Here is a 21498-nt window from a genome sequence, read left to right as displayed (position 1 = left end):
TGAGGAGGAGTTAGTCAGACCCACAAACGAACCATGAACAAACCCAACGCTAAAGCCATGGCCCAGGAGCTTATCAAACTCCGCAACTACATCGAGCAGCACTATTCCCGCACCTGGAATGTAGAACAAGCCCTTGGTAAACCTGGCACCACCCGACTCTACAAACTTTTTGAACAAGCAGAAGAAATTCTATTGGAAGACTAAATACTATGACTACCACCACAACCCCTCAAACCCAACGCCCCAGCAGCATTGGCGAATGGACATTGAAGCAAACCATTGAGACTTTATCCCGACCTATCCCTGATGCCCTCCTAGGCATCAAAGACCGGAATATCACTTACTTACCCTGGCACAATGCCGTGAAGATTCTGGATAAATATTGCCCTGCCTGGACTTGGGAAATTGTGAAGATGGAAACCACAGGCGATCGCCTATTTTTGACCGGACGATTAACCCTCGCCGTTGCCGAGGGACGAGTCTACCGAGAAGCCACTGGCACCGAAACTCTCAAATTAGTCAAGCGCAGCGGAGAAGTGGTCGAGCATCCCTATGGCGATCCATCCAGTAATGCCGAGAGTATGGCTTTCCGACGAGCCTGTGCCAAGTTTGGCTTAGGACTATATCTCTACCAATAACGATAAAATTCGCCCTGGGCACAACCTTTTGCTAAAGTGCCCAGTTTCCCATTGGTGTAAACGATATGGATACGAACACAGCTAAAGCCCTTGGTTATGAGTTCACCCACACCGCCCTCACTGAACTCAACCCAGACGATGACCCCACAGCATTTAAGCGGTTCATCCTTGGCCACTAAGCAACCCCCCAAATTCGTAACGCCCCACCCCCAATCAAACAAGCATTCAAGGAAGGCATTCTCGAAGCAATGCTTGAAATCGCATTAGCAGAAGATAGGGATGTTTGCGATGTCTGATCCCCATAGCAGCATTTAGCCCTTTTTGAGTAGGTTGCTCAGTCTGCTAAACAGTAGAATAAACTTGTTAACTAGAGGAAAGGCCATGTCAAAACTAAACACTCTCCCTAAAAAATTTCAGGAAGTAGCCCGTGCAAAATATGGCGACCTCAAAAAAAACGAAGAAATGCACCCTTCTGTTTTTGGCGTCAGATTGCCCGTGGACATTGCTGAAAAACTACTGAAAGAAGATGGCAGCAAAAATACTCCCTTACTCAGGAGCATCCTCATTGAAGTCATTCGCAATCAACCAGAGCTCTTTGCGGCGATCCAAGCGAAAGTCGCCAAGCTTGAAACGAAGTAATGAATTGCAATATTCGTCGCTAGTAGTTGCAAACTTACACTAGCTTTGAGTATAAATATTAAAAGGCCCTCGTCTCTGAATGTTTCGCAGCATCGAGACAAGGGCAATAAAACTTATCTTGTTATATCGATACTAACATGAACAATATTGCTTGTGCATCCCCCACGTCTGAAAAATTTTATAAACTCACTGAAGCTGAGTATCTAGCAGCTCTCCAACTCAAGCCCGCCGAACGCGATTTACTCTTTTATCTCCGCGTTCGTGATCCCTTTGGCGATGGCCTTGAAATCAACGTTGCTGAAATTGCCGAAGCATTAGGCCGACACCGCGCCACAATTAACAGCGCCCTCAACGTCCTCAGAAAACAAGGCTGGTTAGAACATGGCTTCAAAACCGTCAGGACGATCGCCCTCAAAACCAAAGAGGCGATCGCCGAAGCCGTTCAATCAGTGCAAGAGGCCATCACCCCAACCCCCAATCTAAAAACAGATCCCCAGAAGACCCAAAAAATTTTACGCAAATTCCCACGCGACAAACGAAGTCTCAGGACAACAACTGTCGCGTACAGACGACAAATGAAGTCTCAGGACAACAAGCAAAGTCTCCACACAACAATCAATCGCTAAAACCCAATGATAGCAATACTTCTGAACCTCCTAAGACTTATTCAGACTATATAGACCTTATTCAGACTCTTCCAGAAAAAGAGAGAGAGAAATTTCTCAAATTTTGTGAAAAGAAAGCATCTGCACTCCCCCGACCTGTTCAAATGATCGACAAGTGGATTGCTGCTAACTTCGATTGGCTGAAAAACCAGTTCTACAAGACCACTGCTAAAAAGGTAGTAGAGCCACAGGCTGAAGCACAGCAAAAACCAAATCTAACCCAAGAACAAGACAGTATCGTTAGAGATCTATTGGCCGGGGCGAGATAGTAAAAGTGTACTATTCGGTGTCACACCATGGTTGGTATGTCCTTTGGAAAGATAACTCTGTGCAGGAACTCCATCGGGCGCTTTCTTGGTATCAAAGCCGTGAATCAGGGGCGATCGCCAAGGGTTTCCAGAGCATCAAGGAAATTCTCAAGCAAAAACAAGCCCAAGCCCTAGAGGGATTCAATAAAGCCAAGCCAAATCGGTCAAAACAAGACAAATCCGGTGCTGGAGGGGGAGATGACTGGCCAGAACTTCAATTTTGATGTATGGGTGACGAACAGGCGCGCAGCTTCGCTGTCCCCGGAGGGAGCGCCGTTTACTCGGAATTCTTCCCAAAGTCACCATTCACAAAGATATCCGCACCTACCACCCCCAACAAAAAGAATTCGACCTCATCACCTGCGGCTTCCCCTGCACCGGAACCTCCCACGCAGGCAGCAAAACTGGACTCCATCACCCCGAATCACAATTATGGCGCGAAGGACTGCGTATCCTCTGCCAAGTCCGACCCCAATATTTCATCTGGGAACAACCTGTGGGCATTGCCACTAGAGGTTTACGAGCAATTCTTGGGGGATGCCGAATGGCTGGCTATCAAACAACGGGTTTTACAATCGCCGCTAGTGAACTCGGCGCATCCCACCGACGGGAAAGAACATTTGTTATTGCCTACCTTGACCACGGGCAGCGGCACGAAGCGCAATGCTGGTCAGACGAAGTTAGAACAAAGGCTGAAGCAATTAAGCATTATTCCCCCTGGCTATCAATTCAGCCCCGAGGCGATGGCGATGTATATGGGTTTTCCGTGGAATCTCTTCAGCTCAATCACCGGACAACGCTTCACCCAACTGCCTACCTCGTTCCCAGCGGCCTCAAAGGACGTAACGATGTCCGCAGACTTGCCGGGAAAACTGTCACCCCAGCCCAAGCGGCGATCGCCCTCTACTTCGTTGACTGGCACCACCAACAAAAGACGCGGTAGACCACGGGGCAGTAGTGGGAAAGCCTCTGGCTGTTTAGTCCCCTTCACTGAAGCCCGCCGTGGCAAAACCTATCCATCATTCAAGGGGAACGGGTATCCAAAGATATTGCCCTCGATTATCCCCATCACTACCGCTGGTTTTATCAATGGAGAGAGTGGCAGGAGAATCAGCAACGATGGTTAACGAGGTCAAAACGCATCAAGTTTCACCAAGTCACAGCGGTACATCAATTGATCCAAGCCAATCAAAATGTGGTTCGTATCTTGAACTTTATTGAGACAGGCAGACTTGAATAATCTGGTGTAAGACAAAAATTCCCGCCTCAATTGCCAAAGTCCGTCCGGTTCCGGATTTGGTGTAAGACAAAAAATAATCGTGCAGACAAATGAACAACAACGACATTCTTCAATCCCTAATCAACCACGACTCTAAAATCCCCCTTTCCCTAAGTGCTTTTGAGATATTCGTGCTTGTTGCCTATCTCCAGACAGCACAACACTGGATTCGTGGTGAAAGTGGCCTCATGGTGCGGAGTCTTGTGGAGAAGCTGATCAATGCTGTTTCCCAATCAATTCCAGAAGCCAGGGCAATGCTTGAGCAGGGAAATCAGCCTGGTTATGACATCACCAAGGAATATTTTGAGTAAGGGCTTTTTCAATGTCCCTCAGCCCGTCCCTATGAAATCAGTTCTAGTTGACCAATGGTAATGGAACCGCGTCTTCCCTGATGCTTGGCGCAGTGGCAGGCACTACAAAGGGCGATCAGGTTTTCGGGGCGATTGTCTTCGGGTTTGTAATTCTGGTGGTGGACAGCGAGGCGATGTTTAGCGATCTCACTACGGCTCAGTCCTTTAGTTTTTTGCCCGGGTTCAATACACTTCAAGCCGCATTCCTGGCATCGCCATCGGGCCGCTTGTTTTACTTTGAGGGCAATGTCAGGCCAGTTCTCAGGATACCGATTTTTCATCTCTCGTTCCTTCAGACTTGATGATTACCATCGTACTTTATGCTTACTTTTGTACGGAAAAATTGCTGGGTGCTGATGAGGCATATTACCGGGGCTTTACTACCGCTTTTTTCTCAGTGCTAAATATCTCCATCTTTTTCAAATGGCAATGAGGCAATCGCCGCAATTCTCAACTCACTCTCTTTCGCCATTGGTCACGCCGGAAAGTGAATATTCCGCTGATGATTATTTTTCCGGTCGCTATTAAGCTTCCGGTCTGACTAGGAGGGGATCAACGCTTTAGTTTCCGGTTATGCTTAAATATGGCCGGAATCAGCACCGGAATGTTTACCGGAATTCTGACCGGAAAGTCCACCGGAAAATGCGGCCATATTATGGATCTATAGAAAATAAAAAAATTTTCATGTACGACCGGAATCAAGCCCAGCGGAAACTCGGCATCGGAAAGTCCCAATATTATGCCTACCTCAAGGCCACCGGAATCAAACCGGAACGTCGTGATGGCCGGACAACCATTACCCAGGCGGAACTGGACATTCTCTTAGCCTACAAGGAATCTCTGAGTGCCCCATCGGAATCTACGCCGGAAACTACTAAGGATTTACCGGAATCCCAACCGGAATCTATAGCCCCAATGCCACCGAAAAAAGAAGATTCTCCTTCTGTAAATCCGCTGGCATCTCAACCGGAAAAGTCTGATTTAATTCCTCCACCTCCTCCAAATTCCGGTGCTATTCCAGACCAGCAGTATGATGACATTCTAGTCACTTCTGATGAGGCTGTTACTGATAGTCCGGTTGAAGAAAATCAAGCTATTCCAGATATTCCGGTCGCCCAGGGTGGGGAACTTTCAACAGATTCCGGCGATGAGTTTCCGGTGCTCTATGAGGAGGAGATAATCTCTGAATTTCCAACCACCTCCATGGATAACCTCGACCTTTCCGATGAGTCCGATCTTGATGCTCTCATTCGCATTGCCCAGGCCAAGAAAGCGAAGCAGATTCTCCAGCCGGAATTGGTGATGGCCCACCTTGTCGAGCAGATGACGGAGGATGATCTACCGGAAGATTTACGCCGCAAGATTGAGCAAACCCGGAGGGCGATCCGTGACCCTTTAGCCAATCCCGCCGCGATCGCCAGCCAGATCCTTACCAAATATCGCAGCGGGTCAATCCAGAAAACCTAAGCCAAATCATCTCCATCATCCAGGAGGGCCACCATTGTCTTGTCCTGGGGGAAGCGGGTTTATTCGAGGGTCTACCGGAGGCGATCGCCGCTGCGGTAGACATTGAACCATGGGCGATTGTTGCTTACCAGGGCAGCACCAAGACCTTCCTCATGGAGCTGGCCAAACAATTTCGGGTGGACACCGTTGAACCCAAGTACAACAAAGAGGGAGAGGTAATAGGCGATCGCCAGTTGACGGCGGATGAAATCAAAGAAAAGTTAGCCCAGGAAATTGAGAAGGGCAGCCTGCTGATTATCCCGGAGGCGAAGCGCCTACATGCTTCTATCCGTTACTGGCTGGAAACCCTCATGCGCATGGGTAAGGTGATTGTCGTGGCGATCGCCGTCGCAGTGATTAAGCGGGACATTTACCTGCAAATGCTGGAGGTGGAATTAGAGCGGCCCTCCATTGAGGCGATTCGAGGCGTCATTCTGGAAGAAGCTGAAAAAAATGACTTATCTCTCAGTGACCACCAAATCGCCAAACTATTAACCGTTGCTGGCCGGAATCCCTTGTTAGCCCGTAAAGCAGTTAGGAATGAGAAGCTGGGCCTAAATCCAGAACCGGAGCATAGTCTCTATCTCGACATTAGTCCGATCATCATCTCTGCTCTGATGGCCTTTTCTATTGTTCGATTCATTGGTTTGGGCACTGGCGATCGCGGTCTCTATGTCATCGGTGGGATCGCCCTGGTGCTGGGGGTGATGCTCCGGCAGATCGGCAAAATTCGAGGCGCGAGGCGGAAGTATGGTCAATAAACTTCTCCCCTAGAGGGGAGCTAGAGGGGTGTTCTCCCCTCTGGGAGATGCCGATAGGCAGAGGGGGTATTTTTTGTCTTACACCACACGGGAGGAATGAATCATGATGAGTGTGACCCATGCCATTATTGGCGTTTGTGGCACCACCCTACTCTTGCAAACCGCTGACCCAGTAGTGCTAGGCTTGGCAATTATTGGCTCACAAATTCCTGACCTCGACAGCTCCCATAGCCTGGTGGGTCAGGTCTTTTTTCCTGTTTCCCACTGGCTTGAAGACCGTTACCCCCACCGGACGATTACCCACTGTCTTCTATTCAATGCCGTCCTCAGTGCGATCGCCGGAGCACTTTGGTATTTCCTTAAAGTCCCGACCCCTGGGCGATCGCCTTACCCCTGGGTCACTTTCTCGCCATCTTCTCAGATACCTTCACCAAGCAGGGCGTACAGTTGTTTTATCCCTTGCAGGCGTGGTGTGTCTGCGGCATGAATCCCAAGCGGCGCATGAAGACCGGGGGCAAGGCTGAATATTGGGTCTTGGGAATTGCTGTACTAATTTTGTTCTTAAATCTAAACCTTCTAAATAACGGTGGATTTAGGGATGTGGCTAGTCGCACCCTGAACCTAAAAGACCACAGCATCAAAGCCTACAATGCCAACGCCGCCCAGTATGCCACTTGGCTCCATATAGAAGGAGTCTGGGCAGGCGATCGCCGCCCCGTCAACCAAGAATTTTTCATCGTCGCTGAGGATAATGGCTATCTCGTCACCGACGGCCAAGGCATTTATAAAGTCGCTGAGAACGGCGACATTCTCCCCACCCTTGTGCGCCTAGATATTAGGGACGAACAAACCACCGAAACCTTTAGCCGCAACTTCAACGACGAGCCCTTAGCCGATGCCCTGGGGGAAATCCAAAGGCAGCACCCCAACAGCCTAATCCTCGTTTCCGGGAATATCACCATCGACTTTCCCGATGAGCTGCCCAGTACCATTCCCGAAACCATGCGGGTTTACGGTTCCCAACTTGCCCTCACCTACGCCGACATCAAAGCCGTTGTCCCTACCCTGGCCGACCAGTGGATCGTCGGTCAGCTCGACTTCAAAGTATTTACCCCAGCGCCTACTTTTTCCCAATGATGCTGCTCAGGTATTTTTTGTCTTACGAAAGACCGAAGTGGGGGTCATGCCGAGATATATGTGAAAAAGTGCGAGTAGCTAATCCGTAGAATTATGAGATGAAACTCTAAACCTCACTGAGTGACCTATGTTGCTTTTTATAAAAGGGTTTCAGGCATTTGTTTTCGATAAATATCTTAAAAAGATTAAGGCAACTTTGTATGATTATATGAGCAAAAAATCAAAATTTTACTATGCAGCTCAAATGCTTGTTTAGCAAGGCTTACAGAATCTACTTACACTTTTCTGCACGTATCTCGGCATAACCCCAAGAAGAATAAGGTGAAGAAGCGAAATAAATTTTAAAAACCATAAATACTGACCTTTATCATTCACCTACAAAACAAACGGGTTCCCTACCACCTGTACGAACATAAGCGGAATTATCTCCGCAAATTCTTTGTTGACCATTGTAATAAAACGTATCGTATGGACAATTACATTGGCCAGAATATGGAGAACGTATAGGAGTCATAGTATATCCGAGATGTCCAGAATATCCAAAGTCATTCAGACCATAAAGGTCAGCAAAAAATTGAGACTGCACTTGATTCATTTGATTTAGTGATTTCATTGCCGTTTGCATATCCAGCGATTGCTGTAATCGTTGTTGTTGCTGTAATTGTTGCTCTTGTTGCAATCTAATACGTGCAATAATCTCTGCGGCAGCATACGCTTCAGCTTCCTTTCGCTGTTGTTCTAGTTGCTGTTGCTGCCTGATATAAGCTTGTTGCTGCTCTCTCTTTTGAGTTAGCCTTCGCTGTTCTTTCTGTTCTTGTAATTGTTGCTGATAATCAGCTTGTTTTTGTGCCTCAATGAATATGCTAGCAGTTAAAGGAACAATCAATAAAGGGATCAAACTAACGGCGACAATTACCCATCCAGCAGCACCAAGACCAGACTTTTGTGTTACCTTCTTTTGATCTTTAACATTTTGACAGTCTCGACAAAATTGGGTGCCACTAACTAGTGTAATAACATTTTCAGAATTGCATCGTTCACATCTCATAATCTATAGGGAACCTCGAAATTTTCAAAAAATGGATAGGCTTTGAGAAAAACTATCAGTCACAGCATAAAAGCAAAAATATTTGCTCATATGATGTTGTCAATTCACCCTATTTGCCTCCATTTTTTTTGATTTTAGGCACAAGATTGCTGCAAGTAGACGTACCGTCGGAAGTTGTAGGCTAAGTTCTTCAGGGCAATTTGTGTCTCAATACGAGCATGACCAATCACCCTTTCCATCTTGCCCCCCATAGAGGTCACAAAAGTACCAAAGATATGCTCCACTCTCGAACGGACATGAGAGCGTTCTTTATTTCTGGCTTTTTGTGTCTCACTTAGGGGATGATTACGGTTCCCCTTCTCATGAATATGACTGTCCATACCCATCAGTGCTAATACTCTTTCCCGTACTTGGATTTGGTAAGCACTGTCTGCCCAGATGCCATCCCCTCTATTACTGCCATCCAAGACTGCCGCAAACATTTGACTGTCATGCACTGAAGCTGCTGTCACTGCATATTTTCTGATGAGTTTATATTTCACATCGACATTGATGTGGTTCTTGTAGCCAAAGTGATTCTCCTGATTTTTCTTTGTCCAGCGAGCATCACAATCCTTCTGTCGCTTTTTCCTGGGCTTATCTTTCCAGTCTTCGGGAATTTTGCCTGATTTCACTACTTCATTCTCTTCCCGACGATTGCGCTGTCTCGGTACTGGGATGAGTGTTGCATCAATTATTTGTCCTTCTTCTGCTTGATATCCTTGTTTTTGCAAATAGCCTTCAAATTTCTCAAACAGTGCTGCCGCTAGCTTTTGCTCTACTAGCTTTTGTCTAAATAGCCAGACTGTTGTCGCATCTGGTACTTTATCTTCGATGCCCAAACCGACAAACTTCATGAATGATAGCCTGTCATTGACTTGATATTCTAGAGCTTCATCACTAATACCGTAGAGCCTTTGCAGTATCAGCAATTTGAACATTCGTACGGGATCTATTGCTTTCCTGCCCGCCTTACTTTTTCTCTCTTTTGGTTGAACCTGATTGAGAATCTCTCTAAATTCTTCCCAAGGAATCCATTCATTGAGCTTGACGAGGATATCTTGTTTCTCCTCCAAATACTGATGTCGTTTTTCCCAATCCCAGAATCCTAATTGACTCATCTTGAGACACTGCTTTGGCGATACTTTGGTATCTATGATCTCATATTCTTGCTTCGCTTCAAGCTATTTTTCGAGATCCCCTATAGTCCATAGTAAAAAAATCTATAGATGAAATTTACCTTTCACTATTAATAGTATGGTCATTACCTAATGGAATGAGTTACTGATCACTAGACCATCATCTATTACATTAATATCAACCGCCAGGAATTACTACTACATTGACATTGATTGAAGTAGATACTTCATACGGGGAAACCAGAATCTAATTGTGGTAATGTTCTACTACATAGGGTGAGTTGCTAACTTTTAGGAGGCATTATGTTGATTTTTATTGACAATTCTGATCTACAAAGTAACAGATTATAACTATTCTACAGTAAATAGTATATTTAAACTAATTATTTAGCCCGTTCATAACAAAAATTTTGAATTTTGTACAAAAACTCAAACCCAGTGAACCCGTCCGCTATCTGTTTTCGGTGGCAGTGATTTTTATGAGTTTCGGGGTCTTTCTGTTGCCCCTGGGGGGATTGCCCAACAACAGAATGACGAGCTGGAGGTCACTGAAGAAATCGTCAATAGCCCCAGTCGCTATACATTCAAGGTCAAGCTCACTGAACTCGATGACCTCAAAGTAAAGGAAGGAGATACCGTGGGAATTAACCAGGTCATTGCCGATCGCCCCAAGGATCGAGATCGCCTTCTGGTAGAAAAACAGCGATTAGAATTGGCGATCGCCCGCCTCGAAACCCTTAAAGTCACACCACCTTTGGCCCCCCGTGCTGTTCCCATTACCCCGGAACTACCTCCGGTGAGTTACGAAACTCACAAAGCCGACATCGCCCAGGCCACCACCAAATTAGAATTAGCCAAATTAGCAGTTGCCGACCAGAAATCCCTCATTGAAGAAATTGCCCAGCTCAATGAGCCTTTGCTTGTCACCCACGAGAAAGCCAAACTCGAAACCCTTAAGATTGACCAACAAACCGCTGAATTAGAACTCAACAAGGCGATCGCCGCCCTCAAGGATGCCCAGGCCCAGCGGCAACACCAGGAATATCTCTCCTCCCTGGCGATCGCCGAACGCATCGAACGAGCCAATGCCAACGCCCTCGCCTACCAGCAACAACTTCAGGAGTTCGAGAACCAACAGCGCAGCCGTGCCTACCAACTCAGTGACCTCAATACCAAGCTTGCCGATGTGGAAAGTCGCCTTGCTCAAGTTTCTACCGTCCGTAGCCCTTATGCTGGCACTGTCCGCCGCATCAGATGGCTGGAGCAGAGCGAAGGCACAATCAACGCCGAAATTACCCTACGACTTGGCGACCCTGACCCAGTGCCAGATCGAGAATGACCCCGACCTACAACTGATTGCCCAAGCTAAAAATGTAGAAGTGTCTCGTCTTGAAAATCTTGAAGCTTCTGTTGACTACCAACGAGATCGCCGCTGGACGACTTGGTTAACTCCTAACCCCATTGGCATCCTGCAAAATCTCTTTGGGGGTGGCGATCGCCAACGGGCTGAGTTACAAATCCGCACCACGGAAGCCCAAGCTGATGCCAGCCGCCTCAATCTAATCGAAGCTGACATTAGAACTGAGATGAGGAAAAAGGCGATCGCCGCTGAAATCCAAGCCGACCTTGATCAACTGGCCGACCTAGAAGCAGAATTAATGGCCGAGCAAAAACGCCTTCAACTTTTTGAAATTTACTTCCAACGGGGTCAGGGCAGCCCTGCCGAATATCTCAACTTTCAAAATCGTTTGGCCCAGCTAACCGCAGAAAAAGAGAAATTAGCCGCGACGATTAACGACATCTGCGAAGATAACCAGTAGAACAAAAACACTGACAGACTTCCTTGGGTATCCAACAGCCCAAGGATTTTTCATTTTTCCCCTAGTCCTTAAAATATCGTGCGCAAAGCGCGGTTTATAAACGCATCGCTCTACGCCGCGAAGGGCACGTGCCCCCAAGGGGGCTTTATGCTGGCGAACTTGAATATTCCCAAAAGGTTCACTGCCTCGCCACAGGTTATTGAGGCCACACAGGTTTTCTATTTTCCCCGCCAAATACCCGCTACAAAGCCTATACCGAGCTGCGGCGCTGATATTGATTGAGGTCTGGCCTAATGCGCGACTTCCAGAGGCATCGTTACTGGTGATTTGACAAGGTTATTTTCCGCGCGGCCAGGGTGCATTTTTCTCGCGCACTCCGGGCTTTCCGCTGGTCGTTACTGAATTGCCACAGGTTACTCAGCGGGGCAGAAAACCCTCTTGCGGTGTGGCCGCGTTGTTGTTTTTTGGGGGTTTTGCCCGTGTTTTTGTTCTGTTGGTTTCTCGTTTCTGTCTTGTTTCTCGTTGTCTTTGGTCGTTCCGGTTCGGCTGGCTCGGCTTCTGGTGTTTCTCGTTCGGTGCCCGTGGTTGTTTCCGGCCCTGCTTGTTCCCTGGCGGTGCGGGCGGCTGTCGTCCCCTCGTCCTGTTGCTTGCTGCTTTCTCGGTCTGGTCGTCCGCTCTCTGGTGGGGCGTTGTCGGCCCGGGTCGGTCGGCTGCGTCGCTCCGGTGTTCTTGTCTAGTTGACTTCGGCGAGCTCAGTCGAGCCGTCGTTCTGGGGGCTTGTCCCCCTTTGTTGTTCTTTTCGTCTGAGGTTTTTGTCGTGATTCGTCGTTCTTTTTCTGTCGGTCGTTCTGGCTCTCGTGTTCTTGTCCCCTTCCGTCGGGTTTCTGGTTTGGCGTTGTCCTGCGGTTGTGTCGGTTGGTCGGTGCGCGGCTCGTTCCGGGCTTTCTCTGGCTCGGTGGTCTGGGCTGAGTTCGCTTCCCCTGGTGCTGCGGCTCGGTTCGGGTTCCGGGCTTCCCGCTTGGTCGGGGTTCCGGTCTGGGTGCGCCTGGGGTCTGTTCTTCTGCTGGCCCGGTCTGGGTTGTTTCGGTGCCTGTTTCTCGCTAGTTGTTCTGCTGGGGGCTTTGCCCCCTTTTTTTTGGTAGTCTCCCTAGATAATGGAGAGAGTCAATATTGCAGCATCCATGAGAGACATCAAGTGGGCGATCGCCTTAGCCAAATCAATCATCAAGCATCCCATCCGAGCTATCCCTTTATTGATTGGCATCGGCCTAGTCTTTTTTGGCGCACAAAATTACGAACCCCCCACGGAACCCAATGGGGCGCAAAACTCTGCTCCAACTCAATCCCAAACGACAGACTCCCAGGGTGCAGCTCCCCCCAAGCGGCGATTGCCAGCAATAACCCTTGCCCTATCCATCTCCCCAATGGTTTACCCACCGGAACGCCAGCCACTAATGACCTAGTGGTGAGGGATATCTACTGCCTCAGTTCCAATGATGATACTAAGTTTGCCGATTGGGTTGCCTTCCGTTTAGACCGAGCCACCATCACAGGCAGTTCTGACCAAGACCGGGAATGGGAAGCTGATCCGGCGATCGCCAGGGAAGAAACCCTCGAACCCGAAGACTTTCGCGGAGCCTACAAATGGGGAAACTATGACCGAGGCCACCTTGCCCCTTAGCAAGTTTCCGAGGGAAGAACTGGCAGCAAGTGAACTATCTCAGCAACATTACTCCTCAGAAAGCCAGTCTAAACCGTGGCGCTTGGAAAGAATTAGAAGACTATGAGCGGGATTTAGTACGGGACTATGGCGAAGTCTATGTGATTGTTGGCACTGCCTATGACAACCAACCTCTCAGCTTGATCAATGCCGACGAACCCACCGATATCCCCGATTACTTTTGGCGCATTATTCAATACAACGGCCAGACCGAAGCCTATCTCTTTCCCCAGAACACCCCCAGCGGCACTGACTTTCGCCAGGGTAAAACCACTGTCCATGAAGTAGAGCAGTGGAGTGGCCTGAATTTTGGTTTACAAAAATGATGGTGATAGGCGATCTCAAAGAGAGCCGCTTTGCGGTGCGCCTACTCGTTACTCTTAATGGAAAAAAAGCATTGTTTAAGTGAATAATCGCATGTAGAATTTTAGGCGGTGAAGCGTGCTTTAAGCCGGATTATCGTAAGCTTACTGAAATAGCTGAAACTATTGCTATATCTAAGTTTCACTGAAAGCAGCTACAAGTTATCGTAAGCTTAGGCTATTTTTTGTCTACTTTTAAATTCATTCTATCGCCGGGGATCATTGCCCCATACGCTTTTCAGAGGATCTGGTATCGTGAACTACTGGTAAATTAAGCCTACCGTCTATGATGAGTATGCTGTAATCCAATTTTGCGCGCCATGATTCGCGGGACTTTTCACTTCGCCACGGTTCAATCCCTGTTGCAGCAGCTATCCTTCGGGAAAAAATTACCTACAGCCCTCTATCTCCACATTTCTGCCCTCAAGCATTTACCTCCTGAATTACAAGACTACGAGGCGATCGCCCGTAAATTACTCCCCAAGGGCAAGTTTTCCTTTGCCTTGATCAAGTTCAATACCAGCGAACCGAAAGTTTCCTATTTGGACTATCCCGATTTTGACGAAGACCCTCATCCAGCTTTACGCCAAAGCATTCAAGTCAACCTAGAACTGGAGAATTATCAACTCCGAAACTATGGCGACAATCCCCCAATTTTGCACAGAAAGGAAACCTTTGTTTATCCCACTTATCCCCACTATGCAACTTTTGCTCAATTGACCCAAGCCGAAGAAAAACTCGGTTTACTGGCTGACTCCCGTAATATTGGTTATCAGCACCAGTGGGAGAAAAAGCTTCAACACTTTCGGGTACGCATCGAAGACCATCGACTGATTGAGATTAAGGATCCCGAACGCCAATTCCCCAAAATTGACCGTCACAAAGCGGCGATTATCCGGCGGCAGATGTCCCGCCCGGTGCGATCACTCCTTGAAGCGAACCTCCTTACCGAGGGTATGACTTTCTTTGACTATGGCTGTGGCCATGGAGAAGACCTAAAGTTTGTTGCAGAGAAAGGCTTTTCGGCTCAGGGCTGGGATCCCTTTTACAAGCCTGATAACGAGAAAAGTCCAGCAGATGTCGTCAATCTCGGCTATGTGATCAATGTGATTGAAAATCCCGCAGAACGCCGGGAGGCATTGGTGAAAGCCTGGTTATTAACCCAAAGAATCCTAGTGGTTTCCGCCCAGGTACTAATTGCCGATGGCGGCTATGGTCAGGTGGCCTATGGTGATGGTGTAATCACCAGTCGCAATACATTTCAGAAATATTATGACCAAGAAGAATTAAAGCTCTACATTGACCAAGTGTTGGGGGTTGATGCCATCCCGGTGGCCCTGGGCATTTACTTTATCTTCCGGGATGAAGCCCAGGCAGAAACCTTTCGGGCTTCGCGCTTTCGATCACGGGCAACAACTCCTCGGATTCGTCTTTCCGTTAAACGGTTTGAGGATTATCAATCACTCCTACAGCCCCTGATGACCTTCATCACCGAACGGGGGCGCTTACCCAAAAAAGGAGAACTGCCAGAAGAAACAGCTATCTGTGCAGAGTTTAGAACCCTAATCCGTGCCTTTAAGGTGATTGAACAGGCGACGGATGCAGAAGAATGGCAGCGAATTGCCGAACAGCGCAAGTCTGATATTCAGATTTATCTAGCTCTCTCGAAATTTGCCAAGCGGCCCAAGTTTAGTCATTTAGACCCTACTCTACAGACCGATATCAAGGTTTTGTTTGGGACGTATAAGCAAGCCTGTCTACTTTCAGACATGATGCTGTTTAGTTTGGGAGATTTGCAAAACCTAGCGGATATTGCCCAGGAAAGTAAAATCGGTATTTGCTCGAATAAGGCATTGGTGGTGCATATCAGTGCCCTCGAACAGCTTGACCCGTTACTGAGGCTTTATGAGGGATGTGCGAGTCGAACGGTGGGACGGTTAGAAAATGTGAGTTTGGTGCGATTTTATCTCCATGAGCCAAAAATTGCTTATATTTCCTGTGCTGATTTTGATGATGATCCTCATCCGCGTTGGCAGATGGCGATGCAGATTGGGTTACAGGATCTGAAAGTACGCTATAAGGAATATGACCCTGATTTTGCCCCGGTGGTGCAACGTAAAGATCGCTTAGTGGGTCAAGATTATCCGCGCTATGAAAAGTTTGCGAAGCTCTCACAACAGGAGGAGGATTGGGGCTTACTGGAGAATTGGTCAGAGATTCAGCTTTGGTCAGGTTGGCAGAAGGTATTACGGGAAACGGGTGTTGAGTTTAAGGGTTCTCGGTTGCAATGGCGGCAGGATGCTGACGCTTATCAACAGAAGATTGTCAGGTCTCGGATTCGCTCTCGACAACGGCAACGACAGAAAGAAAAGGATAATTGATTAGGCCATCGCCAACATTGTTTGGGTGGTTTTAATCACCTCAATTAAAATCTCAGCAGCTTTGTCAATTTCTTGCTTGGTTGTAAATTTACCAAGTCCAAGACGTAAGGCTCCATCAATAAAGTCATTTGATAGATTCATTGCTCTCAAAACATGGGATGGGGTGACTGTGCCACTGGAACAGGCTGATCCGGTTGATATAGCTAACTGCTGACGGATACGGGCAATGATGGTGCTATTGGGAATCCCTGGAAGAGAGAGATGCAAGTTTCCGGCAAGACGTTGGTGCTGGTTACCATTAACAACAATTTCAGGAATAGCTTGGATGAGTTGGGTTTGGAGATAATCTCGTTTGGCGGCGATCGCCTTTTCGTCTGCTTCCATTTCTAACTGTCGTAAATGGCAAGCTTCTCCAAGTCCGACAATCCCAGGGAGATTCAATGTGCCGGGGCGTAATCCTTGCTGCTGTCCTCCACCAAACAGAATGAGTTCAAGGGGTGATCGGTTTTGCGGATGAGTGCACCGATGCCTTGAGGGGCGTAGAGTTTATGACCAGACATGGCTAACAAAGTAATGCCCCAATCAGCAAAGTTCATGGGAATTTTGCCTATGGCTTGGGATGCATCACAGAAAAAAGGTACAGAATATCGTTTGGCGATCGCCCCGATGAGTTCGATGGGGTAAATGGTTCCAACTTCGTTATTGGCTGCCATGATACAGAGCAGGTCTAAACCTTGACGACAAACCCTTTCAATGTCATTGAGATTGAGGTTTGCTTGGGCATCAACGGGCAGACTGATCAGTTCAATGCGTCCCTGTTTTTCTAGGGCATGACAGGTGTCGAGAACAGCTTTATGTTCAACGGCAGAAATGGCAATGCAGGGAATTTTGTCTTTTTTTTCGTGGTGTAAGACCGTGCCTTGGATGGCGAGATTAATGCTCTCCGTTGCGCCGGAGGTGAAGATGATTTCCTTGGGTCGGCAATTAACCAGATCCGCAATCTCTTGTTTGGCTTGGGCTACGGCTTCTCGACTGCGATCGCCTACGACATGATCCACACTGCTGGCATTGCCAAATTGGGTCATCATCGCTGCCATGACTGTTTCGGCAACTCTAGGATCAACCGGGGTTGTGGCGTGATAGTCGAGGTAAATCACGGAACATAAACCCAATTACTAGAAAATCCTTGCTTTTCTGCCAATGTTATCAAAGGCTTAATTGTCGAGTCATAAGCATTAAAAAGCTTTTCCTGATCTAATACATCATCATTAGACATATTCAAATCGGCAATATATGGATCAATAGCTTTATTCCATACTTGCTTTGATAAATACTCGTGGTTAGTGATTAATGCTAAATGCTGTAGGCGGACAAACTCAGGAAAATATTTATCTGATGGCAAGTTGTTAGACTTTGAAGAATTAACTGATTGAGTGACAGGAACTAAATTCCAAAGTTGATCATGGGCAACAAAAGACCAAGGTAAATAGTGATCTAAAGATATTTGATTTGGATCAAGAACTTGACCAGAATAAATACATTTTATTGATTGATGCTCGAAAACAGACTTCCAAAATCTTGTTTGCTTAGAGAGCGACCCACGCTGTTGGGGCATGAAAAGCTTATTCATAATATTCGGCGTTGTGGGGTTCCTCGATTGCATATACTGCAACCATTCCCAAGAGGCCCAACCCTTCACCACTGCAAAATTCTCCTCGATGTATTCCGCCCATTCTTGAGAGAACATCAAGCCCTTACAATCTTTCACTAAGTCGGCATCAAAGCTATATAAAGGATTCTGATTTTCTGGATTATTTGCCAGATCTAAAACGGCTTGGTTGACTTCAGTATCTTTTAAACCTTTAGTTTCTGCGGTAAAAAATGGACGAATCAGGCGAAATGGAACATATTTCAACAAATAGCCAATCAAATCATCATAGGTCTGATTTTGGATGGTTTTTCTGAGTAGCTTTTTATCTGGATCATTAAATTTTAAAATAGGTTCGCTAATCACCAAATCCAGAGAATCAAGCTTTTCAGTGATTTTATCTTGGGTTCCAAAGGATAATTTAAAATAAGTATGGGGAAACCAAGCATTAGCTAAGATTTCAACGACTAATTCAACAAAACTAATTGGCGATAAAACATCAAATTTCCTGCGCTTTAAAATATCTAGCAGTGATAGGAAAAAGAGATATTTATAAGAGTTTGTCGTGTTGTTGAAAAGTTGCGCAAGGATCGAAACATTCACCCGTTCAGATGTGGGCAGACTTTGGGCGGAATTCATTAAGGGTCGATTTCGCGTAAAACCCCCCAAGTAGAAATTAACAAAGCTGCTGGCAGCATCGGGATCAAGTTGCTGTAATGCCGTGGTGATTTGGTGGATCGTCTCGCCAGTGGGATCGATCTTCTCGTGGAACCACCGGAAGACAATCGGACGCTCTACACCCAAGGCGATCGCCAAACGGTTTTGGCTGATGTCGTGTAACTCTAAAGTCTGTTTTAATGCCTGTCCTGCTTTTCCCATGACCTAATTATCACAGAAAACCCAAAAGTCTAGTGTTATCATATATGCAAACATTTTGGGAGATTATCATGCGTCAATCATTTACCTGTCCATTCTGTAAAATATTGGTGCTTCCAGAGAATAGCCATGTTGCTTGTCGTAAAACTTGCGGCTCTCCAGAATGCCAAGCAAAACTTTATTCTGAACACATTAAGCAGGTAGATCAACGTAAACAAAGGCAAAAAATCCAGAGCTTAAAACAGCAGGGGATCGATTTGGTGACTTGTCAAATTTGCCAAGAAGAATTTGAAATGATTCATCATGGTCATTTAAAAACACATGGCTTGACAGTGGCAAATTATAGAGAAAAATTTCCTGATGCTCCTATTTTGAATTCACGAATTAGGAATATTAAAGCGAAGACAGCAAGGGGGAGATCTCAGTATCTATCCTATAAAGGAAAAAAAGCTGATGCTAGATTATATGAGTTTTTTACAGCTACGCTTTTAGGTGATGGTTCTTTGGAAAAAGCGAAAGGAAAAAAGAATGCTCGCTATGCAGAAGGTGGTTCAAATAAGCAGTATATGCAGTGGAAATATGATTTTTTGAAAGACTATTTTTCATGTACTTTTCAAGAGCGTCTTTCATCACCTCATAGTAAAACGGGCAAGTCTCATAACGCTTGGTGGTTAAGAACTAAAGTTCATCCAGTCTTAACGGAGTTACATTCACAATGGTATTTGCCAGACAAGCATATATGCAGAGAAATGATTGAGCAATATCTAACTGAATTTGCATTAAGTGTTTGGTTTTATGATGATGGCTGTGCAAGCAGTGGAACATTTTTATATCTGAACGATTTCCCAGAAAGTGATGCTGTTTTCATTTCTGAAATTATTCAATCACGGTTCAAATTGAAAAACTCTGTTCTCAAAAATAAGAACGATCAATGTTTGATTCGCATTAGTAATTATTCGAGAAAAACTTTATTTATGATTCTCGATCAATACCCTATAACAGGGATGGAATATAAGCGACAAAAGTTATTACAGATGGCAAGCTAAACAAGGCAATTCTGCATCTTCTTCCTCTAATACTGCCTCTAAAGACTCTGCTAGAGGTCGATTAGGGGCAGCTTTCGTTTCTCGCTGCATTGCTTTTTCATGCTTGGCGATAATTTCATCCTTACGGGCTAGCAGTTCCCGAAGTGTCTCTCCTTGAGTCCATGTATAGGTACGCCCATCACTATGGTTTTCCTCATAGGCGATCGCCTGTTCAAAGAGATCCGGATGTTCTTGGGCAAGCATGACCCACTCGTATTTACGTTGGAAGAAGCAGAAAAAACAGCCCGACCGACTCCGCCAACGGTAATGGTCCGGCATTCCGATCCCACTTTCCTCAAGGATGCGGATAATATCAGCCTTCACCAAGCCCCGTTCTTTAAAAGGATAGACGGGCGTAATGTTTGGCTTTGTAGAAATGTAGCCATCACGATTTTCATCAGCGCGAATGCCGATATAACTGACCGCAGGATCTTCACCGACAAACTGCTCAAAAGGCTTGATTTTCATCATGATGGTACACCAGCGCATTTGCGGTGACGGCAACATCCCACCATGAAGATTGAGCCAATGGTCAAAACCCCGATTCGCACTCAGGTAGTGAATTTTGATGCCTAACCGCGCCTTAATCCGGTCAAGGTAATCGTAAGTTTCCTGAAGTTCCTTATGGGTATCACAAAAGAAATACTCCATATCGGGGATTTCCTTGTGAAGCAGTACCGCTAAAGCTGATGAATCCTTGCCCCCAGATAAACCGAGAACGTGACGCACTTTCTGAGACATTTAAACCAACCGCAAACCGTTATCACATACGATAACATCATGAACACAAAACAGATCCTGATCTGTCCATGATTCTGCGGGTTTATCGGCAACAATCATCACCAAAGACTCTAACCATTGGCGATCGCCGACCTCACTATCGAGAACCGCCTTCATAAAGCGTTTCAGGGTCGGTTCAATGCATTGGTTCACGAGATAGCGGCAACGTACTTGAAGATCTTCTCTAAGTTTGGCTTCCTCACTGCGCACCCCAAAGGCTTTAAAAATGAGTTGGCGACTTTCCGTCAACAATGCATCATAGGCTCCGTAAATTTCCCGTAGCACCTGCACCAAACGTCCTTTTAATTCTTTGGCATTGTTCAATTGTTTCTCACTGCGTTTTGTGGTGATGGGTTCTAAGCCCAAAGCTTGTGGTAAGTCTCTAAATAACAATTCATCCGGCTCTACTGTTTGTTGCAAAATTTTCAGAACGGCGATTCCCTCATCACTAATCCGCTTCGTTTGTTTCGTATAACGGGGAAGCTTTTTGACAAATTGATAGAGGGGAGTCACTACCGTTAACAAAGTACTATTCCGCACATCACCAGAGGTCTTAGCATTAGGAGATTTCAGAACACTTTCTAGCTCCTTAAATACCTCAGACCGCAGTCCGGCGATCGCAAAGGATTTCACCGCAAACCGCTCAGGATAACGAATCAGTAACTCGAAATGCTCCACCCCCAAAACTGGGATAAACGTTCCATCTTGGTAAACCCCCACATCATCCATGTGACGCAATAAAACCGCTGCTAACAGCACCGGAACAACCCCTTGTTTCACCCCATAGGGAGGCTGTTCGAGGAGGACATAAAGCTGGTCAAGGGAACGGGCTTTTTCTGTGGACTGGTCACAAAATTCTTCAATCATCTGCCACACTGTCTCTAAGCCAGAATTTTCACGGGGAGCGACAAATTCCCAATGGTCATCATCAATTGGTTGATGAATACCACTATTTTCCAGAACAGAAGCATACATCGCCACTTCTGGCCTATAGCCCTCTAAACCCAAACGAGGGCGATCGCCTTTTTCGATCATGGCAGTGATTAATTCCCGCCGTGCCTTTACCCCTTGAGAAGTCAGTTCCCGACGATTAATCAACTCGTTATCAAGGATCATGCTCCGGTCATAAATGCGATCGCAGAGATCCGATAACTTCGATTGAAACGTTCTTACCCGCTGAATCTCGACGGGTTCAGTCATAATCCAGCAGCTATTTTGCCCCTGTGACCAACTCAATGCTTGGGCAATCGCCTCATCAAGTATCCGACCCGCTTCCGTGAGACGGTGCAACACTTCCCGTCGAGCTACCCCATCCGT

25 protein-coding genes and 1 pseudogene are annotated in these 21498 nt (G+C 46.6%); 19 read left to right on the top strand and 7 right to left on the bottom strand.

Annotated features, from left to right (window positions below; translation table 11 throughout):
* The first annotated feature begins 33 nt into the window (after positions 1-33).
* The 8 genes from FEK30_RS16665 (at position 34) to FEK30_RS00995 (ending at position 3840) form a co-directional block, all read left to right on the top strand.
* On the top strand, positions 34-204 hold the full coding sequence (locus tag FEK30_RS16665) for a hypothetical protein (RefSeq protein ID WP_168191085.1): 171 nt from the start codon (positions 34-36) through the stop codon (positions 202-204).
* 5 nt (positions 205-209) lie between these two features.
* A complete protein-coding gene (locus FEK30_RS01020; protein WP_062436934.1) occupies positions 210-638 on the top strand; it encodes a DUF1071 domain-containing protein in 429 nt (142 codons plus the stop codon).
* 381 nt (positions 639-1019) lie between these two features.
* Positions 1020-1277: a hypothetical protein gene (locus FEK30_RS01015; RefSeq protein WP_065717491.1), complete on the top strand. Its 258-nt coding sequence runs from the start codon at positions 1020-1022 to the stop codon at positions 1275-1277.
* Between the two features lie 137 nt (positions 1278-1414).
* Positions 1415-1903 (top strand): MarR family transcriptional regulator, encoded by a 489-nt coding sequence (locus tag FEK30_RS01010; RefSeq protein WP_138071236.1) that lies wholly within the window; start codon positions 1415-1417, stop codon positions 1901-1903.
* Positions 1904-2046: 143 nt separating this feature from the next.
* Positions 2047-2211 (top strand): hypothetical protein, encoded by a 165-nt coding sequence (locus tag FEK30_RS16660; RefSeq protein WP_168191098.1) that lies wholly within the window; start codon positions 2047-2049, stop codon positions 2209-2211.
* A gap of 5 nt (positions 2212-2216) precedes the next feature.
* Positions 2217-2474 carry a hypothetical protein gene (locus FEK30_RS01005; protein ID WP_138071234.1) on the top strand — a complete coding sequence of 86 codons (258 nt, stop codon included), beginning with the start codon at positions 2217-2219 and terminating at the stop codon, positions 2472-2474.
* Between the two features lie 62 nt (positions 2475-2536).
* Entirely contained in the window at positions 2537-3193 is a 657-nt protein-coding gene (locus FEK30_RS01000) for a DNA cytosine methyltransferase (protein WP_138071232.1), read from the top strand.
* A 386-nt stretch (positions 3194-3579) separates the two neighbouring features.
* Positions 3580-3840, top strand: a complete 261-nt coding sequence (locus FEK30_RS00995; RefSeq protein ID WP_138071230.1) for a hypothetical protein — start codon at positions 3580-3582, stop codon at positions 3838-3840.
* Positions 3841-3869: 29 nt separating this feature from the next.
* On the opposite strand, the gene FEK30_RS00990 is transcribed toward FEK30_RS00995, so the two are convergent.
* Complete coding sequence (locus FEK30_RS00990; RefSeq protein WP_072007999.1) at positions 3870-4160, bottom strand: HNH endonuclease; 291 nt, start codon at positions 4158-4160, stop codon at positions 3870-3872.
* Positions 4161-4563: 403 nt separating this feature from the next.
* On the opposite strand from FEK30_RS00990, the gene FEK30_RS00985 reads away from it, so the two are divergent.
* From FEK30_RS00985 to FEK30_RS00970, 4 genes are all read left to right on the top strand, one after another.
* Positions 4564-5346 carry a superantigen-like protein SSL4 gene (locus tag FEK30_RS00985; RefSeq protein ID WP_255447823.1) on the top strand — a complete coding sequence of 261 codons (783 nt, stop codon included), beginning with the start codon at positions 4564-4566 and terminating at the stop codon, positions 5344-5346.
* A gap of 152 nt (positions 5347-5498) precedes the next feature.
* Positions 5499-6146 carry a hypothetical protein gene (locus FEK30_RS00980; protein ID WP_138071228.1) on the top strand — a complete coding sequence of 216 codons (648 nt, stop codon included), beginning with the start codon at positions 5499-5501 and terminating at the stop codon, positions 6144-6146.
* 103 nt (positions 6147-6249) lie between these two features.
* Positions 6250-6633 (top strand): metal-dependent hydrolase, encoded by a 384-nt coding sequence (locus tag FEK30_RS00975; protein ID WP_138071189.1) that lies wholly within the window; start codon positions 6250-6252, stop codon positions 6631-6633.
* Between the two features lie 113 nt (positions 6634-6746).
* Positions 6747-7283: a hypothetical protein gene (locus tag FEK30_RS00970; protein WP_138071226.1), complete on the top strand. Its 537-nt coding sequence runs from the start codon at positions 6747-6749 to the stop codon at positions 7281-7283.
* 367 nt (positions 7284-7650) lie between these two features.
* Here FEK30_RS00970 and FEK30_RS00965 read toward each other — a convergent pair whose 3' ends face one another.
* Positions 7651-8331 carry a hypothetical protein gene (locus tag FEK30_RS00965; protein WP_138071224.1) on the bottom strand — a complete coding sequence of 227 codons (681 nt, stop codon included), beginning with the start codon at positions 8329-8331 and terminating at the stop codon, positions 7651-7653.
* A 134-nt stretch (positions 8332-8465) separates the two neighbouring features.
* On the bottom strand, positions 8466-9491 hold the full coding sequence (locus FEK30_RS00960) for an IS5 family transposase (protein ID WP_138071033.1): 1026 nt from the start codon (positions 9489-9491) through the stop codon (positions 8466-8468).
* 655 nt (positions 9492-10146) lie between these two features.
* Here FEK30_RS00960 and FEK30_RS00955 point away from each other — a divergent pair.
* The 6 genes from FEK30_RS00955 to FEK30_RS00935 all read left to right on the top strand — a co-directional run bounded on the left by FEK30_RS00955 (position 10147) and on the right by FEK30_RS00935 (position 15792).
* Positions 10147-10848: an HlyD family secretion protein gene (locus tag FEK30_RS00955; protein WP_138071222.1), complete on the top strand. Its 702-nt coding sequence runs from the start codon at positions 10147-10149 to the stop codon at positions 10846-10848.
* Positions 10814-11329: a hypothetical protein gene (locus FEK30_RS00950; RefSeq protein ID WP_255447822.1), complete on the top strand. Its 516-nt coding sequence runs from the start codon at positions 10814-10816 to the stop codon at positions 11327-11329. The genes FEK30_RS00955 and FEK30_RS00950 overlap by 35 nt, the downstream gene beginning before the upstream one ends.
* Positions 11330-11808: 479 nt before the next feature.
* The gene (locus tag FEK30_RS16655) at positions 11809-12066 is read left to right on the top strand and encodes a hypothetical protein (RefSeq protein WP_138071183.1); all 258 of its coding nucleotides are present in this window, start codon (positions 11809-11811) and stop codon (positions 12064-12066) included.
* A gap of 80 nt (positions 12067-12146) precedes the next feature.
* Positions 12147-13010: a DNA/RNA non-specific endonuclease gene (locus FEK30_RS00945; protein WP_168191097.1), complete on the top strand. Its 864-nt coding sequence runs from the start codon at positions 12147-12149 to the stop codon at positions 13008-13010.
* A 29-nt stretch (positions 13011-13039) separates the two neighbouring features.
* A complete protein-coding gene (locus FEK30_RS00940; RefSeq protein WP_138071177.1) occupies positions 13040-13375 on the top strand; it encodes a DNA/RNA non-specific endonuclease in 336 nt (111 codons plus the stop codon).
* Positions 13376-13731: 356 nt separating this feature from the next.
* Positions 13732-15792 carry a DNA phosphorothioation-associated putative methyltransferase gene (locus tag FEK30_RS00935; protein WP_138071218.1) on the top strand — a complete coding sequence of 687 codons (2061 nt, stop codon included), beginning with the start codon at positions 13732-13734 and terminating at the stop codon, positions 15790-15792.
* Here FEK30_RS00935 and FEK30_RS00930 read toward each other — a convergent pair.
* Together FEK30_RS00930 and FEK30_RS00925 are read right to left on the bottom strand one after the other, a co-directional pair.
* Positions 15793-16949 (bottom strand): annotated as a pseudogene (locus FEK30_RS00930) (cysteine desulfurase family protein).
* Positions 16946-18319, bottom strand: a complete 1374-nt coding sequence (locus tag FEK30_RS00925) for an HNH endonuclease domain-containing protein (RefSeq protein WP_030007972.1) — start codon at positions 18317-18319, stop codon at positions 16946-16948. Before FEK30_RS00925 ends, FEK30_RS00930 begins: the two are co-directional and overlap by 4 nt.
* Positions 18320-18387: 68 nt before the next feature.
* Between FEK30_RS00925 and FEK30_RS00920 the strand changes: the two genes are divergently transcribed.
* Positions 18388-19362 carry a DNA endonuclease gene (locus tag FEK30_RS00920; protein ID WP_138071216.1) on the top strand — a complete coding sequence of 325 codons (975 nt, stop codon included), beginning with the start codon at positions 18388-18390 and terminating at the stop codon, positions 19360-19362.
* Here FEK30_RS00920 and FEK30_RS00915 read toward each other — a convergent pair.
* Together FEK30_RS00915 and FEK30_RS00910 are read right to left on the bottom strand one after the other, a co-directional pair.
* A complete protein-coding gene (locus FEK30_RS00915; protein ID WP_138071214.1) occupies positions 19345-20142 on the bottom strand; it encodes a phosphoadenosine phosphosulfate reductase family protein in 798 nt (265 codons plus the stop codon). The genes FEK30_RS00920 and FEK30_RS00915 overlap by 18 nt on opposite strands.
* Complete coding sequence (locus FEK30_RS00910) at positions 20143-21474, bottom strand: hypothetical protein (protein ID WP_138071212.1); 1332 nt, start codon at positions 21472-21474, stop codon at positions 20143-20145. It abuts the gene before it with no gap.
* Positions 21475-21498 lie beyond the last annotated feature (24 nt).

It is taken from the genome of Picosynechococcus sp. PCC 11901, assembly GCF_005577135.1.
GTDB lineage: Bacteria > Cyanobacteriota > Cyanobacteriia > Cyanobacteriales > MRBY01 > MRBY01.
The sequence above is the reverse complement of the archived record's forward strand: the minus strand, read 5'-3'. Positions and strand labels throughout refer to the sequence as shown.